Origin of the sequence: Mycolicibacterium elephantis DSM 44368, from assembly GCF_004014805.1 — a bacterium.
GTDB lineage: Bacteria > Actinomycetota > Actinomycetes > Mycobacteriales > Mycobacteriaceae > Mycobacterium > Mycobacterium elephantis.
Genome location: NZ_ATDN01000015.1, coordinates 75532 through 91006 on the forward strand (window position 1 = coordinate 75532; position 15475 = coordinate 91006).

The 15475-nt window shown below is 68.4% G+C and carries 15 protein-coding genes; 5 read left to right on the plus strand and 10 right to left on the minus strand.

The genetic code is table 11. The features are described 5' to 3' along the window. Positions 1–7: 7 nt before the first annotated feature. From MELE44368_RS12340 to MELE44368_RS12350, 3 genes are all read right to left on the minus strand, one after another. The gene (locus tag MELE44368_RS12340; RefSeq protein ID WP_128108755.1) at positions 8–1300 is read right to left on the minus strand and encodes a hemolysin family protein; all 1293 of its coding nucleotides are present in this window, start codon (positions 1298–1300) and stop codon (positions 8–10) included. 111 nt (positions 1301–1411) lie between these two features. Then, complete coding sequence (locus MELE44368_RS12345) at positions 1412–2773, minus strand: aspartate aminotransferase family protein (RefSeq protein ID WP_128108756.1); 1362 nt, start codon at positions 2771–2773, stop codon at positions 1412–1414. After that, positions 2770–3291: an Lrp/AsnC family transcriptional regulator gene (locus MELE44368_RS12350; RefSeq protein WP_046752864.1), complete on the minus strand. Its 522-nt coding sequence runs from the start codon at positions 3289–3291 to the stop codon at positions 2770–2772. Before MELE44368_RS12350 ends, MELE44368_RS12345 begins: the two co-directional genes overlap by 4 nt. 121 nt (positions 3292–3412) lie before the next feature. Here MELE44368_RS12350 and MELE44368_RS12355 point away from each other — a divergent pair, with 121 nt between their 5' ends. Further along, positions 3413–4888: a gamma-aminobutyraldehyde dehydrogenase gene (locus MELE44368_RS12355; RefSeq protein ID WP_128108757.1), complete on the plus strand. Its 1476-nt coding sequence runs from the start codon at positions 3413–3415 to the stop codon at positions 4886–4888. 17 nt (positions 4889–4905) lie between these two features. Further along, on the plus strand, positions 4906–5874 hold the full coding sequence (locus MELE44368_RS12360) for a sigma-70 family RNA polymerase sigma factor (RefSeq protein WP_128108758.1): 969 nt from the start codon (positions 4906–4908) through the stop codon (positions 5872–5874). Here the strand turns inward: MELE44368_RS12360 and MELE44368_RS12365 are convergent. The 5 genes from MELE44368_RS12365 to sdhC form a co-directional block, all read right to left on the minus strand. After that, a complete protein-coding gene (locus MELE44368_RS12365; protein ID WP_128108759.1) occupies positions 5795–6421 on the minus strand; it encodes a carboxymuconolactone decarboxylase family protein in 627 nt (208 codons plus the stop codon). The genes MELE44368_RS12360 and MELE44368_RS12365 overlap by 80 nt on opposite strands. Before the next feature lie 198 nt (positions 6422–6619). Then, on the minus strand, positions 6620–7411 hold the full coding sequence (locus tag MELE44368_RS12370; RefSeq protein ID WP_128108760.1) for a succinate dehydrogenase iron-sulfur subunit: 792 nt from the start codon (positions 7409–7411) through the stop codon (positions 6620–6622). Next, positions 7411–9165: a succinate dehydrogenase flavoprotein subunit gene (sdhA, locus tag MELE44368_RS12375; RefSeq protein WP_128108761.1), complete on the minus strand. Its 1755-nt coding sequence runs from the start codon at positions 9163–9165 to the stop codon at positions 7411–7413. Before sdhA ends, MELE44368_RS12370 begins: the two co-directional genes overlap by 1 nt. A gap of 3 nt (positions 9166–9168) precedes the next feature. Further along, the gene (locus MELE44368_RS12380) at positions 9169–9651 is read right to left on the minus strand and encodes a succinate dehydrogenase hydrophobic membrane anchor subunit (RefSeq protein WP_128108762.1); all 483 of its coding nucleotides are present in this window, start codon (positions 9649–9651) and stop codon (positions 9169–9171) included. Further along, entirely contained in the window at positions 9648–10067 is a 420-nt protein-coding gene (sdhC, locus tag MELE44368_RS12385) for a succinate dehydrogenase, cytochrome b556 subunit (protein ID WP_128108763.1), read from the minus strand. Before sdhC ends, MELE44368_RS12380 begins: the two co-directional genes overlap by 4 nt. Positions 10068–10313: 246 nt before the next feature. Between sdhC and MELE44368_RS12390 the strand changes: the two genes are divergently transcribed. From MELE44368_RS12390 to MELE44368_RS12400, 3 genes are all read left to right on the plus strand, one after another. After that, the gene (locus MELE44368_RS12390; RefSeq protein ID WP_128108764.1) at positions 10314–10724 is read left to right on the plus strand and encodes a cytidine deaminase; all 411 of its coding nucleotides are present in this window, start codon (positions 10314–10316) and stop codon (positions 10722–10724) included. 108 nt (positions 10725–10832) lie between these two features. Next, positions 10833–12131, plus strand: coding sequence for a thymidine phosphorylase (locus MELE44368_RS12395; protein ID WP_128108765.1), 1299 nt, complete (start codon positions 10833–10835; stop codon positions 12129–12131). Continuing rightward, complete coding sequence (locus tag MELE44368_RS12400; protein WP_128108766.1) at positions 12128–13216, plus strand: adenosine deaminase; 1089 nt, start codon at positions 12128–12130, stop codon at positions 13214–13216. Before MELE44368_RS12395 ends, MELE44368_RS12400 begins: the two co-directional genes overlap by 4 nt. On the opposite strand, the gene MELE44368_RS12405 is transcribed toward MELE44368_RS12400, so the two are convergent. Both MELE44368_RS12405 and satS read right to left on the minus strand, forming a co-directional pair. Continuing rightward, positions 13213–14169, minus strand: a complete 957-nt coding sequence (locus MELE44368_RS12405; protein ID WP_206613756.1) for an NAD(P)H-dependent flavin oxidoreductase — start codon at positions 14167–14169, stop codon at positions 13213–13215. The two genes, MELE44368_RS12400 and MELE44368_RS12405, sit on opposite strands and share 4 nt — an antisense overlap. Beyond that, positions 14169–15452, minus strand: a complete 1284-nt coding sequence (gene satS, locus MELE44368_RS12410) for a protein export chaperone SatS (protein WP_128108767.1) — start codon at positions 15450–15452, stop codon at positions 14169–14171. Before satS ends, MELE44368_RS12405 begins: the two co-directional genes overlap by 1 nt. Positions 15453–15475 lie beyond the last annotated feature (23 nt).

The window sequence follows — 15475 nt, forward strand, 5'->3', positions numbered from 1 at the left end:
GGCCGGTTTATTTTGGCGCCTCGTCGGGCGGCTTGGCGCGGGGGACGAGGCACACCTCGGTGATCGCGTGGTGTCTGGTTCCGGTCACCTGAATACTCCAGTCGGCGAGCTCGACGCGGTCACCGGGCGCGGTCGGGATGCGCCCGAGTTCAGCCAGCACCAACCCGGCGACGGTGGTGTAGTCCCCGTCGGGAGCGTCGCGGAACTCCACGCCGATGTCGGGCAGGTCGTGAATGGGGAATCGACCCGGGAGCACCAGCCGGCCGTCGGGCAGGGCGCGCACCGACTGGATGTCGGTGTCGGCCTCGTCGTAGATCTCGCCGACGATCTCCTCCAGCAGGTCCTCGAGGGTGACGATGCCCTCGGCGCCGCCGTGTTCGTCCACGACGACCGCGAACTGCTCACGGTCGTTCTTGAACCGGCGCAACGCTTCTGAGACCCGCAGGCTCTCGGGGAACCGGACGACGGGCCGGGCGACGTCGCCGACGACCAGACCGTCGCCGAGCAGGTCGCGAAGATGCACCATGCCTGTCACATTGTCGAGGTTGGCGGTCTGGACGACGGGGGCGCGGGTGTGCCCGCTGTCGGCGAGCACGGCGCGGGCCTCCTCGGTCGGCATGTCGACCGACAGCATCACCACCGCGCGGCGGGGGACCAGGACTTCACGCAGGGCACGCTCGTCGATCTCGAGTGCGCCGGTGATGATCATCCGTTGTTCGACGGTCAGACCGCGGTGACCCGCCACGAGGTCGCGCAACTCCTCCGGGGTGGGCGGCTGTTGTCCGATCTTGGGATCGCCGCCGAACAGCCGCACGACGAGGTTCGTCGCCCTGCTCAGCAGCCACACCGCCGGGCGTGACACCGTGGCCATCGCATCCAGCGGCCGGGCGATGAGCATGGCCCACGGCTGCGCGTGCTGCATGGCCAGCCGTTTCGGCGCCAGTTCACCGAACACCAGGGTGACGAACGCCAGCGCGATCGTCACCAGCGCCACCGTCGTCGGCCGCGCCGCGGCGCCGAGGAACCCGAGCATGGGAACCAGCGGCTGGGCCAACGTGACGGCAGCCGTCGCCGAGGCGAGGTAACCCGACAACGTGATGCCGAGCTGGATGGTCGCCAGGAAACGATTGGGGTCGCGGGCCAGGTCGGCCAGCGTGCGCGCGGTGCGGTTGCCGCGGCGCTCCAGCTGACGCAGTTGCCCCTCACGCAGCGAGATCAGGGCGACCTCGCTGCCCGCGAAGACCGCATTGATCAGCACCAGCGCCGTGATCAGTACCAGGCTCGCCCAGTATTCGCCCATAGAGTGTGCGTACCTGATCGGCGGGCACCGGGTGCTCGAACGTGCGCTTGTGTCCGAAAAATGACTGAAATCTCGCGCACAACTTCACGTTCGGCGGGGAGGACCCCTCGGCTACAGCAAGCGGCCGGCTTGGTCGAGCACGCCGCGCAGGATCTCGTAGATTGCGTCGAACTCCTTCTGCCCGCTGATCAGCGGCGGCGCCAGCTGCACCACCGGGTCGCCGCGGTCGTCGGCGCGGCAGTACAGGCCGGCTTCGAACACCGCCGGGGTGAGGAAGCCGCGCAGCAGGCGCTCGCATTCCTCGTCGTTGAACGTCTCCCTGGTGGCCTTGTCTTTGACCAGCTCGATGCCGTAGAAGAAGCCCGCGCCACGGATGTCGCCGACGATCGGCAGGTCGTAGAGCTTCTCGAGCGTCGCGCGCAGCGCAGGGGCGTTCCGCTTGACGTGGTCGTTGAGGCCCTCGCGCTCGAAGATGTCGAGGTTGGCCAGCGCCACCGCCGCCGAGACGGGATGCCCGCCGAAGGTGTAGCCGTGCCCGAACACCGTCTTGCCGTCGTCGAACGGCTCGAACAACCGGTCGCTGGCGATCATCGCGCCGATCGGTGAGTAGCCCGAGGTCAAACCCTTCGCGCAGGTGATGATGTCGGGCACATAGCCGAAGTCGTCGCAGGCGAACATCGAGCCGATCCGGCCGAAGGCACAGATCACCTCGTCGGACACCAGCAGTACGTCGTAGGTGTCGCAGATCTCCCGCACGCGCTCGAAATACCCTGGGGGAGGCGGGAAGCACCCACCCGCATTCTGCACCGGCTCCAAGAACACGGCCGCCACGGTGTCGGGCCCTTCGAACTCGATCGCTTCGGCGATGCGGTCGGCGCAGTACTGGCCGAAGGCCTTCTCGTCGTCCTGATACGGCGCGGGCGCACGGTAGAAGTTGGTGTTGGGCACCCGGAACCCGCCGGGGGTCAGCGGCTCGAACGGCTCTTTGAACACCGGCAGGCCGGTGATCGCCAGCGCCCCCTGCGGTGTGCCGTGATAGGCCACGGCCCGCGAAACCACCTTGTGCTTACCGGGTTTGCCGACGAGCTTGAAGTAGTTCTTGGCCAGCTTCCACGCCGACTCGACCGCTTCGCCACCGCCGGTGGTGAAGAAGACCCGGTTCAGATCGCCGGGCGCGTAGTGCGCGATCCGTTCGGCCAGCTCGATCGCGGTGGGGGTGGCATACGACCACAGGGGGAAGAACGCCAACTGCTCGGCCTGCTTGGCCGCGGCCTCGGCCAACTCCTGGCGGCCGTGGCCCACCTGCACGACGAAAAGCCCTGACAGCCCGTCGATGTAGCTCTTGCCGGTGTCGTCCCAGATCGTGACACCCTGACCGCGGGTGATGATCGGCGGTGTGATGCCCGGGCCGTGCCGGGCGAAGTGTCCCCACAGGTGCCGGTTCGCCTTGGCGCCGAGGTCGACAGTTGTCATCTGGTGCCCCAATTGTATTGCTGCTTGACGAGTTTCAAATAGACGAGCGTCTCGGTGGAGCTCACTCCCGGCAGGGCGCGAATCTGCGTGTTGAGCAGATCGAGCAGGTCGTCGTCGTCGGCGCACACGACCTCGACGATCACGTCGAACGAGCCCGCGGTGAGCACCACGTAGTCCACCGCGTCGATGGCCGCCAACTGTTCGGCGACCTTGGTGGTGTCGCCCGTGCAGCGGATGCCGATCATGGCCTGGCGGGCGAACCCCAACTGCATCGGATCGGTGACCGCGACGATCTGCATCACCCCGGCGTCGACCATGCGTTGCACGCGTTGGCGCACCGCGGCCTCCGACAGCCCCACCGCCTTGCCGATGCCGGCATACGAGCGTCGGCCGTCTTGTTGCAGCTTCTCGATGATCTGCTTGGACAGTTCGTCGAGCTGAAACGCCGCACCCGGACGGGATTGCTTGACCCGAAACGACAACGGGCCGACGCCGCGCACGGGACCAGGGCTTGCCATGCATGAATTGTGCACGGAATCCGTCGTCGCAGGCAACCACGGCGATGAAATCACGCGTAATAGCCGGTCTCAGTGCCTGGATTACGTAGCTGACGTCGGCGAGGTCGGTTAGCGTTGGCCCATGACCGTGACCGCGAGCTGGATCGCAGGTGCGTCGGTGGCCGACGGCGCCGAAACGCATCACATCATCGACCCCGCGACCGGCCGGGCGGTCGCCGAGTGCGCGCTGGCATCGCCCGCCGACGTCGACGCGGCGGTGGCGGCCGCGCGTGCCGCCCTACCCGAGTGGGCAGGCGCGACGCCCGCGGAGCGGTCGGCGGTGTTGGCCACGCTCGCGCGGCTGGCCGGCGAACATGCGGAACAGCTGGTGGCGGAGGAGGTCCGCCAGACCGGCAAGCCGGTGCGGTTGGCGGCCGAGTTCGACGTTCCCGGCAGCATCGACAACATCGACTTCTTCGCCGGTGCCGCGCGTCATCTCGAGGGCAAGGCCACCGCGGAGTACTCCGGCGACCACACGTCGAGCATCCGGCGCGAGGCGGTCGGCGTCGTCGCGACGATCACCCCGTGGAACTATCCGCTGCAGATGGCGGTGTGGAAAGTGTTGCCCGCCTTGGCCGCCGGGTGTGCGGTGGTGATCAAGCCGAGTGAGCTGACGCCGTTGACGACGCTGACGCTGGCCCGGCTGGCCCGCGAGGCGGGGCTGCCCGACGGCGCGTTCAACGTGGTGACCGGCGCGGGTCCCGACGTCGGCGCCGCGCTGGCCGGTCACCGCGAGGTCGACATGGTGACGTTCACCGGATCCACCGCCGTCGGGCGCACGGTGATGGCCGCGGCCGCGGCGCAGGGGCACCGGGTGCAGCTGGAACTGGGCGGCAAGGCCCCGTTCGTGGTGTTCGACGACGCCGATCTGGACGCCGCGATCCAGGGCGCGGTCGCGGCCGCGCTGATCAACACGGGCCAGGACTGCACGGCCGCCACGCGCGCGATCGTGGCGACCGACCTCTACGACGACTTCGTCGCCGGGGTCGCCGAGGTGATGGGCAAGGTCGTCGTCGGGGATCCCGACGACCCCGACACCGACCTGGGCCCGCTGATCTCGGCCGCGCACCGGGAGAAGGTGGCGGGCATGGTCGCGCGGGCCCCGGCCGAGGGTGGGCGCGTCGTCACCGGCGGCGTCGCGCCCGAGCGGCCGGGCTGGTTCTATCTGCCGACGCTGATCGCCGACGTCGCCGAGCAGTCGGAGGTCTACCGCGACGAGATCTTCGGCCCGGTGCTGACGGTGCGTGCCTTCACCGACGACGACGATGCCCTGCGCCAAGCCAACGACACCGAATACGGGCTGGCCGCATCGGCGTGGACCCGTGATGTTTATCGCGCGCAGCGCGCGTCACGGGAGATCAAGGCCGGCTGTGTGTGGATCAACGACCACATCCCGATCATCAGCGAGATGCCCCACGGCGGTGTGGGTGCGTCGGGTTTCGGCAAGGACATGAGCGACTACTCGCTCGAGGAGTACCTGACCGTCAAGCATGTGATGAGCGACATCACCGGGGTGGCCGACAAAGCCTGGCATCGAACTGTTTTCGCCAAGCGCTGAGCGCCTAGACTCGAACCATGACCGCGAGCACGCGGATCGACGAGTTCGAGGAGCTACGGCCGCACCTGATGGCCGTGGCATACCGGCTCACCGGCACTGTCGCCGACGCCGAGGATGTCGTCCAGGATGCGTGGCTGCGCTGGAACCGTGCCGAATCCGACGTCGATGATCTGCGGGCCTGGCTGACCACCGTGGTCAGCAGGCTCAGTCTGGACCGGTTGCGCTCGGCCGCGCACCGCCGCGAGATGTACTTCGGCGAGTGGCTTCCCGAGCCCGTGGTGACCCCGTTGGAGGGGTCGGATCCGTTGTCGGCCGTGGTGGCGGACGAGGACGCCCGGTTCGCGGCGATGGTGGTGCTGGAACGCCTGACCCCTGATCAGCGGGTGGCGTTCGTGTTGCACGACGGCTTCGACGTGCCGTTCACTGAGATCGCCGACGTGCTCGGCGTCAGCCCTGCCTCCGCACGCCAACTCGCGTCGCGGGCGCGGCGGGCGGTGGCGGGCGCGCCCGCTCCGGTCGGCGACGATACGCACAACGAGGTGGCCGCGGCGCTGATGGCCGCGCTGGCCGCCGGTGACATGGAAGCCGTTGTGCGACTGCTCCATCCGGAGGTCACCTTCACGGGCGACTCCAACCGCAGCGCGCCGACGGCCCCGCGCGTCATCCACGGGCCCGAGAAGGTGGCGCGGTTCCTGTTCGGGCTGGCGCGGCGGTACGGGCCGAACTGGCTGGCGGGCAATCAGCTGGCGCTGGTCAACGGCCAGCTGGGCGCCTACACCGCAGGAGCACCGCCGGTCGAGAACCATCCCGAGCTGATGCCGCGGGTGACGGCGATGACCGTGCGCGACGGAAAGGTCTGCGCGATCTGGGATATCGCCAACCCCGACAAGTTCACGGGGTCGCCGCTCAGGTCGGATTCTGCTCGCGCAAGCGCTCGTCCGAGTCGTCGGTCAACCACGGCACCCGGCACGCGTCACCAGAGTTGAAGCCCTGCTCGGTGATGCCGAGTGCGGAATACATCCGCGCGCGCATGTTCTCCACGCCGATCTGATAGGTCAGCTCGATCACGCCGGCCTCGCCGAACCGGCGCTTGAGGTCCTCGACCTGTTCGTCGGTGATGGTGTGCGGATCGGTGGTCATGGCGTCGGCGTAGGCGATCGCGGCCCGTTCGTCGTCGCTGAACAACGGTGAGGTCGCGTAGTCGTCGATGTGCTTGAGCCGGTCGACGTCGAGGCCGTCGAGGCGTTGCAGCATCGCGCCGAAGTCGACGCACCATGAGCAGCCGATGGTGCGGGCGGTCCAGAACACCGCGAGCTCGCGCACGCTCGCGGGCAGCTTCTTGGAGCCCGACTGCAGCATGCCCTCGTGCACCACGTTGGCCAGCATCAGCCGCGGGTGATGGGCGGCGACGGCGAACGGCTCGGGCACCTCGCCGAAGCGCCGCTTGGCGACTCGGTACAAGAGCCTGGTCAGCAGCGAGGCCTGCTCGGGGGCGACGGGTTGGATCCGGGTCTTCTGTGTTTTCTCGGTCATACCCCTTAGACGAGACAGCCCGCCGATGTGTGACGGGTTTTCGCCAGGTTTTCCGCCCAAAGGGACATTTGGCGAGAAAGTGCGAGTGGATTTCGCCAAAGCGTCGGTCTCGGTGCCGGGTCGGTGCGGGGGGCGCACGGCGGTTTCGGCGTGGTTCGTCAACCTCAGCGTGACGAAACACGCCGAAATCGCAAACTTCTAACGCGCAAACATCAACGCGCGCTTGACCTCCTGGATCGCCTGGGTGACCTGGATACCGCGCGGGCAGGATTCGGTGCAGTTGAAGGTGGTGCGGCAGCGCCACACCCCGTCCACCTCGTTGAGGATGTCCAGCCGCTCGGCGGCACCCTCGTCGCGGCTGTCGAAGATGAACCGGTGCGCGTTGACGATCGCCGCCGGACCGAAATAGCTGCCCTCCGTCCAGTACACCGGGCAGCTGGTGGTGCAGCACGCGCACAGGATGCACTTGGTGGTGTCGTCGTAGCGGGCACGGTCGGTCTGGCTTTGAATGCGTTCCCGCGTCGGCGGATTGCCGCTGGTCATCAGGTAGGGCTTGATGGCGCGGTAGGCGTCGAAGAACGGCTCCATGTCCACCACGAGGTCCTTCTCCACCGGCAGGCCGCGGATCGGCTCGATCGTGATGGTCAGCTGCTTCTTGAGGTTCTTCGGCAGCATGTCACGCATCAGCACCTTGCACGCGAGACGGTTCACGCCGTTGACGCGCATGGCATCTGAGCCGCACACCCCGTGGGCGCATGACCGCCGGAACGTCAGCGTGCCGTCGAGATACCACTTGACGTAGTGCAGCAGGTTCAGCAGCCGGTCGGTCGGCAGGCACGGCACCCGGTAGCTCTGCCAGCCCCCGGAGTCGGCGAAGGCGTCGGGATCCTCCGGGTTGAACCGGGCGATCTTCAATGTCACCATCACCGCGCCCTCCGGCACGGGCGGCAGGCCGGGATCCTTGGTCTGCACGTCAGGGCTGACGGTCATCAGTACTTCCGTTCCATCGGTTCATATCGCGTCTGGACCACGGGCTTGTAGTCCAACCTGATGTCGGACAGCAGCTCGGTGCCCTGCTTGTAGGCCATCGTGTGACGCATGTAGTTGGTGTCGTCGCGGTTGGGGTAGTCCTCGCGGGCATGGCCGCCCCGGGACTCCTTGCGGTTCAACGCACCCACGACGGTCACCTCGGCCAGCTCCAGCAGGAAGCCCAGCTCGATCGCCTCGAGCAGATCGCTGTTGTAACGCTTGCCCTTGTCGTGCACCGTGATTCGGCTGTAGCGCTCCTTGAGGGCGTGGACGTCGGTCAGGGCTTGCTTGAGCGTCTCCTCGGTGCGGAACACCGCGGCGTTGTTGTCCATCGACTGCTGCAGCGCGGTGCGGATGTCGGCGACGCGCTCGCTGCCGTGCTCGGAGAGGATGTTGCCGATCCAGCCGACGACCATGTCCGCCGGATCCGACGGCAGGTCGACGTGGTCGTGGCCCAGTGCGTAATTTGCCGCGGCGATGCCGGCGCGGCGGCCGAACACGTTGATGTCCAGCAGCGAATTGGTGCCCAGCCGGTTGGCGCCGTGCACCGACACGCATGCGCATTCGCCCGCGGCGTACAGCCCGGGCACGATCGTCGTGTTGTCGCGCAGCACCTGACCATTGACCGTCGTCGGGATGCCGCCCATCAGGTAGTGACAGGTCGGATAGACCGGCACCAGTTCGTTGACCGGGTCCACACCCAGATAGGTGCGGGCGAACTCGGTGATGTCGGGCAGCTTGGCCTCGAGCACGTCGGCGCCGAGGTGGCGCACGTCGATATAGACGTAGTCCTTGTTCGGCCCGGCGCCGCGGCCCTCGAGCACCTCGAGCACCATCGACCGGGCGACGATGTCGCGCGGAGCCAGGTCGACGATCGTCGGCGCGTAACGCTCCATGAACCGTTCGCCCTCACCGTTGAGCAGCCGGCCACCCTCCCCGCGCACCGCCTCGGAGATCAGGATGCCCAGCCCGGCAAGGCCCGTCGGATGGAACTGGTGAAACTCCATGTCCTCCAACGGAAGTCCCTTGCGGAACACGATGCCGAGCCCGTCACCGGTCAGCGTGTGGGCGTTGGAGGTGGTCTTGTACATCCGGCCCGAGCCGCCGGTGGCGAACACGATCGCCTTGGCGTGGAAGACGTGGATGTCGCCGGTGGCCAGCTCGTAGGCGACGACGCCGGTGGCCACCGGGCCCGACTGCGTCTCGGTGATCGCGATGTCCAGCGCGTAGAACTCGTTGAAGAACTCGACGTCGTGCTTGACGCAGTTCTGGTACAGCGTCTGCAGGATCATGTGGCCGGTGCGGTCGGCGGCGTAACAGGCCCGGCGCACCGGCGCCTTGCCGTGATCGCGGGTGTGCCCGCCGAACCGGCGCTGGTCGATGCGGCCCTCGCGGGTGCGGTTGAACGGCATCCCCATCTTCTCCAGGTCCAGCACCGCGTCGATGGCTTCCCTGCACATGATCTCGACGGCGTCCTGGTCGGCCAGGTAGTCACCGCCTTTGACGGTGTCGAAGGTGTGCCACTCCCAGTTGTCCTCTTCGACGTTGGCCAGCGCCGCGCACATGCCGCCCTGGGCCGCGCCGGTATGGCTGCGGGTGGGATACAGCTTGGTCAGAACCGCGGTGCGGGCGCGCGGGCCGGCCTCCACGGCGGCGCGCATACCCGCTCCGCCTGCGCCGACGATGACGACGTCGTAGCGATGTTCCAGAATCATCGATCAAACCCCGATGTTCGCGTCGAAGGTGACCAGAACGTACGTGCCCAGCACCAACGTGAACCCGGTGGCCAGCAACAACAGCGAGTTCAGATAGAACTTGGTGACGTTCTTGCGTGAGTAGTCGCCGATGATGGTGCGCATGCCGTTCGCGCCGTGCAACATGGCCAGCCACAGCAGCGCCATGTCCCAGATCTGCCAGAACGGCGACGCCCAGCGCTCGGCGACGTAGTTGAAGTCGATGCGGTACACGCCGTCCTGCCACATCAGCATGACGAACAGATGGCCGACCGCGAGAAACACCAACGCCACCCCGGAGAAGCGCATGAACAGCCAGGCGTACTTCTCGAAGTAGGGGATCCCCCTGGCCCGTCGGGGCGCGCGGGGATGGTCCAGCCCGGCCGGACGGTCGTACTCCTTCTCTATCACCGGGGCGATGCGGCCCTCGCGGTGATGGGGCGTCCACTTCTCGGTCGGCGCGCTCACAGGAACCGCTCCGCCATGTGCATGCCGATCACCCCGACCGCGGGGATGAAGACGGCGAGGAACAGCGCGACGACCGCCCACAGCATCTGCCGTTGATAGCGCGGTCCGTGCTGCCAGAAGTCGATGAGGATGACCCTGATCCCGTTGAGAGCGTGGTAGAGCACGGCGACGACCAGCCCGATCTCCATCAGCCCGACGATCGGTGTCTTGTAGGTCTCGATCACCGAGTTGTAGGCCTGCGGGCTGACCCGCACCAGCGCGGTGTCGAGCACATGCACGAACAAGAAGAAGAAGATCGTCGCGCCGGTGATGCGGTGCAGCACCCACGACCACATGCCCGGATCGCCCCGGTAGAGGGTGCGTCTGCGCGACCGCTTCGGTCGTGCCACCGCCGCGCCCCCGGTCTGAGTACTCATCTGGCCTCCAACGCCTTCGGTGAACGCTTGGGCGCAGAGGCGCACGCACGCCGAACCTGGGTGATCATTCGGCCCGGTTCGCCTCGCCCAAACCTCGGGGCGACTCTAAACCCAGTCGCACTACCAAACGAACTACGGTTTAGCCGTCGATGCACCGGAAAATGCGAAATTGGGGTTACCTATTTCACAGCTGCCGCGGCGGCGAAACCATCGGAACCCATTCAGAAGCGGGCTCGTGGAGGTGGCATGAAGATCGATGTCAACTGGAAGATGTTGCGCGCCAAGGCAACTGATGCCGCAACCCACGCGTATGCGCCGTATTCGAGGTTCGCCGTGGGTGCGGCCGCGCTGGTCGACGACGGTCGGGTGGTGACGGGCTGCAATGTGGAAAATGTCTCATATGGTCTCGGTCTCTGCGCCGAGTGCGCGGTGGTCTGCGCACTGCATTCGGGCGGCGGAGGACGCCTGATCGCGCTGTCGTGCGTCGATGCCGCGGGCGAGTTGTTGATGCCGTGCGGGCGGTGCCGGCAGGTGCTGCACGAGCACGGCGGCCCCGAGATGCTGATCGAGCACCCGCTCGGCCCGCGAGCGCTGGGCGACTTGCTGCCCGACGCGTTCGGCCCGCACGATCTGGCCCGCCGCGAGGAAACCCCGTGACACAGCCCAAGTTTGACGCCCGACCGCCGAACGTGGGTTACCGGCACGCGTCGGGCGCGAAAGCGTGTCACAACCCCACACTCGGCGACAAGAAGACAGGGGGGTGCGATGTCGCAGTCGTTTGACGCGCCGACGGTCATCCGGACCAAACGCGACGGCGGGGAGCTGTCGGACGAGGCGATCGACTGGGTGATCGACGCCTACACGCACGGGCGGATCGCCGACGAGCAGATGTCGGCGCTGCTGATGGCGATCTTCCTGCGCGGGATGACGAGCGCCGAGATCGCCCGCTGGACGGTGGCGATGGTGGCCTCCGGGGACCGGCTGGACTTCTCCGACCTGCGCCGCGACGGTAAGCCGCTGGCGCTGGTCGACAAGCATTCCACCGGCGGGGTGGGCGACAAGATCACGCTCGTGCTGGTGCCGGTGGTGATGGCCTGCGGCGGGGCGGTGCCGCAGGCCGCCGGACGCGGGCTCGGCCACACCGGCGGCACACTCGACAAGCTGGAGTCCATCCCCGGCTTCACCGCCGAGATCTCCACAGCCCAGGTCCGCCAACAACTTTGCGACCTGGGCGCGGCAATTTTCGCCGCCGGTGAGTTGGCCCCCGCCGACCGCAAGATCTATGCCCTGCGCGACATCACCGCCACCACCGAGTCGCTGCCGCTGATCGCCAGCTCGGTGATGAGCAAGAAGATCGCCGAAGGCACCCGCGCGCTGGTGCTCGACACCAAGGTGGGCTCCGGCGCGTTTCTGAAAACCGAGGCCGAAGCCCGCGAGCTCGCCCGCACGATGGTCGATCTGGGCACGGCCGCGGGGCTGGTGACCCGCGCGCTGCTGACCGACATGTCGACGCCGCTGGGCCGTGCGGTCGGCAACGCGGTCGAGGTCGCCGAATCCCTGGAGGTGCTGTCCGGCGGTGGCCCGCCCGACGTCGTGGAGCTGACGCTGGCGCTGGCCGCCGAGATGCTCGACGCCGCCGGGCTCGACGGGGTGGACCCGGCCGAGACGCTGCGCGACGGCTCGGCGATGGACCGGTTCCGTCGCCTGGTCGCCGCCCAAGGCGGGGATGCGACGCGAAAACTGCCGTTCGGCGCGCATATCGAGACGGTGACGGCGCCCCGGGGTGGCACCATGGGAAACATCGACGCGATGGCAGTGGGACTTGCGGTGTGGCGGCTCGGGGCGGGCCGCTCGGCCCCGGGTGAGCGGGTGCAGCCCGGCGCCGGGCTGCGCATCCACCGCCGCCCCGGCGAGCCCGTCGCCGCCGGTGAGACGCTGTTCACCCTCTACACCGACACGCCGGAGCGGTTCGCCGGCGCGCTCGCCGAGCTGGACGGCGGCTGGACCGTCGCCGACGACGTGCCCCCGCAACGTTCGCTGATCATCGATCGGATTCCGTCATGACGACGCCGCTGACCCCGGAGAACATCCGGCGCGCCCCCAAGGCGCTGCTGCACGACCACCTCGACGGCGGCCTGCGCCCGGCCACCGTCGTCGAGCTGGCCGACGCGGCCGGCTACACCGATCTGCCTTCCACCGACGCCGACGAGCTCGCGAAGATCTTCCGGACCGCCACGCACAGCGGGTCTCTGGGGCGCTACCTGCAGCCGTTCGCCCACACCGTCGGGGTGATGCAGACCCCGGAGGCGCTGCACCGGGTGGCCTACGAGTGCGTCGAGGACCTCGCCGAGGACAACGTCGTCTACGCCGAGGTCCGCTTCGCGCCGGAACTGCACATCGACGGCGGGATGTCGCTGGACGCGGTCGTCGACGCGGTGCTGGCCGGCTTCGTCGACGGGGAGAAGGCCGCCGCCGCGGAGGGTCGTGCCATCACGGTGCGCTGCCTGGTGACCGCGATGCGCCATGCCGCCCGTTCGCTGGAGATCGCGAAGCTGGCGATCCGGTTCCGCGACAAGGGCGTCGTCGGCTTCGACATCGCCGGCGCCGAGGCCGGATATCCGCCCACCCGGCACCTCGACGCGTTCGAGTACATGCGAAGCAACAACGCGCGCTTCACGATTCACGCCGGCGAGGCGTTCGGCCTGCCGTCCATCCACGAGGCGATCGCCTTCTGTGGTGCCGACCGGTTGGGCCACGGGGTGCGCATCGTCGACGACATCACCGTCGCGGAGGACGGCACCGCGAAACTGGGCAGGCTGGCGTCGCTGCTGCGCGACAAGCGAATTCCGTTCGAGCTGTGCCCGAGCAGCAACGTGCAGACCGGCGCGGTCGCCAGCATCGCCGAGCATCCCTTCGACCTGTTGGCGCGGCTGCGGTTCCGCGTCACCGTCAACACCGACAACCGGCTGATGAGCGACACCTCGATGAGCCAGGAGATGCTGCGGCTGGTGGAGGCGTTCGGTTACGGCTGGACCGATCTGCAGTGGTTCACCATCAACGCGATGAAGTCGGCGTTCATCTCGTTCGACGAACGGCTCGCGCTCATCGACGACGTGATCAAGCCCAGCTACGCCGTTCTGATCGGCTAACGCGTTTCGCCCCACCGGCCGAGCAGCCGCTCCGCCTCGGCGCCCAACCGCCCGATCACGTCCGCCGCGGATTCGACGGTGTCCAGCACCCCGACACCCTGACCCGCGTTGATCGGCGCCAGCCGGTGGTCCTCGGCGGCGACGGCGGCGGCCAGCGCGTCGCGCTCGGCGTCGGTCAGCTCGGCTTCCCTGCCGTCCCACGTGTCGGTGAAAGCGTTGCGCAGCACCCGTTCCGGCAGGGTCGCCGGCCACGGGTAGCCCTGTGCGACGTCGAAGACCCGGGTGGTGACGGTGTCGGTGTCGCGTGCGGCGAGCAACCGCGTGCGCACGGCGAGGGAGACCGACGCCTCGAGGCAGGCGCTGAACGCGGTGCCGACCCACGCGCCCGCCGCGCCCGCCGCCAGCACGGCGGCCACGCCGCGGCCCGAGGAGATTCCGCCCGCGGCGAGCACGGGCACCGAGTAGCGGTCGAGCACCGAGGTGAGCAGCGGCAGCGTGCCGATCAGGGGTGCGCCGTGGCCGCCGCCCTCGGCGCCGCGCGCGATCAGCACGTCGACCCCGGCGTCGACCGCGCGCTGCGCCGCGGCGAGATCCCCTACCTGCGTCGCGGTGGGCACCCCCGCGTCGCGCGCGGGCGCCACCCAGGAGAAGTCGTCACCGAAACCCACCGACAGCAGCGCCGGACGCGCCGCGATGGCGGCGTCGAGCAGCCCGGGCTCGGCGGCCGCCACCCAGTCCACGAGCCCGATACCGAACGGCGACTTCAGTTCCGAGAGCTCACGCAGCCCGGTCTCGAGCTGCGACAGGGACGCCGAACTGCCGAGCCCGAGCATGCCGAGCCCACCGGCGCGCGACACCGCGGCGGCCAGCGCACCGCCGGCGACCCCGCCCATCGGCGCGTTGACGATCGGCACGGTGAGACCCATCCGGGCCGACCAGTCGGTCGCGACCATCAGCCGTAGGCTTGCTCCGGACGCAGCCGCGACTCCACGAACGCCTCCAGCGCCTCCCACTGCTCGACGGCCTTGGCGTAGGGCGCGTTGGGGCGGTTCACGCTCTTGGGATCCAGCACGTGGGCGACCAGCCGGCCCAGCGGCTGATCGGCGTCGAGGCTCTGCTCCACGATGGGGTCCTCGGCGTAATCACCGATGTCCCTGAGCAGTTCGACGGCCAGATCCAGCTGGTCGCGGTCCAGCGCGTCGGGTCCCTCGGCCATGTCGTCGACGATGCCGGTCAGCACGTAGACGTTCTCGTCGCCGACCTCGATCTGCAGCGACCCGTCGGTGGCCGCGGTGCGGATGTCGTCGTAGGTGGCCAGATCCGACAGGTCGTGGTCGTGTTCGTCGGCCAGATACCGCGCGAGCGCACGCTCGGAGCCGAACACGCTGATCCTTCCGTTGCGGCCCAAGAAGACCGGCTGATCGTCCAGGTAGCAGCGCAACGTGTAGTAGGTGTTGGCGCCGGCCATGATCCGCACCGGGTCGATGCCGACCTTGATCCAGAAGTCCTCGTCGCTGCCCAGCACCAGGCTGGTCGCCTGGGTTTCGAGCGCGTCGGACTCTGCGTCGGCGGTCTCGTCGGCCTGGGTGTCGGCGGCGAGCTCTTCGATCGGATCCTCGTCGACGTCGGGCTCTGGGGCGGGTTCGGCCAGCTCCGCCTCGGCCTTCTCCGCGGCGGCCGCGTCGACGTCGGGGATGGTGACCAGCTCGTCGAGCGCGTCGATGACGTTGTCCCAGCCGCGGTTGACGACCGCGAGGATCTCGCCCCACCGCTTGCGCCCGCTGCGGCCGCGGAACGCCTCGATGCCGCCGCCCAGCGTGGCGAGCACCGGGTTGCCGTTGAAGAACTTGGTGATCGGCGGCAGCTCACATACCGAGCCGATGGCCGAGACCACCGCCATTGTGCGGTGCACCTGGGTCACCGACTCCTCGGTGGGCTTCTCGGCGACCAGTTCGGCCACGCCGATCACGTCGAACTGGCGGTCCTCCGAAGGATCGAACCGGTGCGCGTTGGCCTCGGTCAGCTTCTCCCACGCCGGGTGGTCGTCGAGGTCGTTGTCGTTGTTCGTCCTGACGAACGCCACCATGTCGGCCACGGTTTCGAACGCGTAGAGGTCGTCGCCCTTGCCGAGGAACGCCTCCCACTCGTCGCCCGCGTCGCGCCAGCGTGGCGCCCACAACGTGTACAGGTCACCCTTGGTCAGCCCGAGCCGGATCGGCACGATGTCAGCAGCCATGGCGCACAGCCTAACCACCTGAC

What these genes read in the sequence shown, in the direction of transcription:
- MELE44368_RS12405 (WP_206613756.1), bottom strand. Translation starts at nt 14,169, where the DNA reads ATGGTCGCGACCGACTGGTCGGCCCGGATGGGTCTCACCGTGCCGATC.
- MELE44368_RS12400 (WP_128108766.1), top strand. Translation starts at nt 12,128, where the DNA reads ATGACGACGCCGCTGACCCCGGAGAACATCCGGCGCGCCCCCAAGGCG.
- MELE44368_RS12390 (WP_128108764.1), top strand. Translation starts at nt 10,314, where the DNA reads ATGAAGATCGATGTCAACTGGAAGATGTTGCGCGCCAAGGCAACTGAT.
- MELE44368_RS12345 (WP_128108756.1), bottom strand. Translation starts at nt 2,773, where the DNA reads ATGACAACTGTCGACCTCGGCGCCAAGGCGAACCGGCACCTGTGGGGA.
- satS (WP_128108767.1), bottom strand. Translation starts at nt 15,452, where the DNA reads ATGGCTGCTGACATCGTGCCGATCCGGCTCGGGCTGACCAAGGGTGAC.
- sdhC (WP_128108763.1), bottom strand. Translation starts at nt 10,067, where the DNA reads ATGAGTACTCAGACCGGGGGCGCGGCGGTGGCACGACCGAAGCGGTCG.
- MELE44368_RS12340 (WP_128108755.1), bottom strand. Translation starts at nt 1,300, where the DNA reads ATGGGCGAATACTGGGCGAGCCTGGTACTGATCACGGCGCTGGTGCTG.
- MELE44368_RS12365 (WP_128108759.1), bottom strand. Translation starts at nt 6,421, where the DNA reads ATGACCGAGAAAACACAGAAGACCCGGATCCAACCCGTCGCCCCCGAG.
- MELE44368_RS12395 (WP_128108765.1), top strand. Translation starts at nt 10,833, where the DNA reads ATGTCGCAGTCGTTTGACGCGCCGACGGTCATCCGGACCAAACGCGAC.
- MELE44368_RS12360 (WP_128108758.1), top strand. Translation starts at nt 4,906, where the DNA reads ATGACCGCGAGCACGCGGATCGACGAGTTCGAGGAGCTACGGCCGCAC.
- sdhA (WP_128108761.1), bottom strand. Translation starts at nt 9,165, where the DNA reads ATGATTCTGGAACATCGCTACGACGTCGTCATCGTCGGCGCAGGCGGA.
- MELE44368_RS12355 (WP_128108757.1), top strand. Translation starts at nt 3,413, where the DNA reads ATGACCGTGACCGCGAGCTGGATCGCAGGTGCGTCGGTGGCCGACGGC.
- MELE44368_RS12350 (WP_046752864.1), bottom strand. Translation starts at nt 3,291, where the DNA reads ATGGCAAGCCCTGGTCCCGTGCGCGGCGTCGGCCCGTTGTCGTTTCGG.
- MELE44368_RS12370 (WP_128108760.1), bottom strand. Translation starts at nt 7,411, where the DNA reads ATGACCGTCAGCCCTGACGTGCAGACCAAGGATCCCGGCCTGCCGCCC.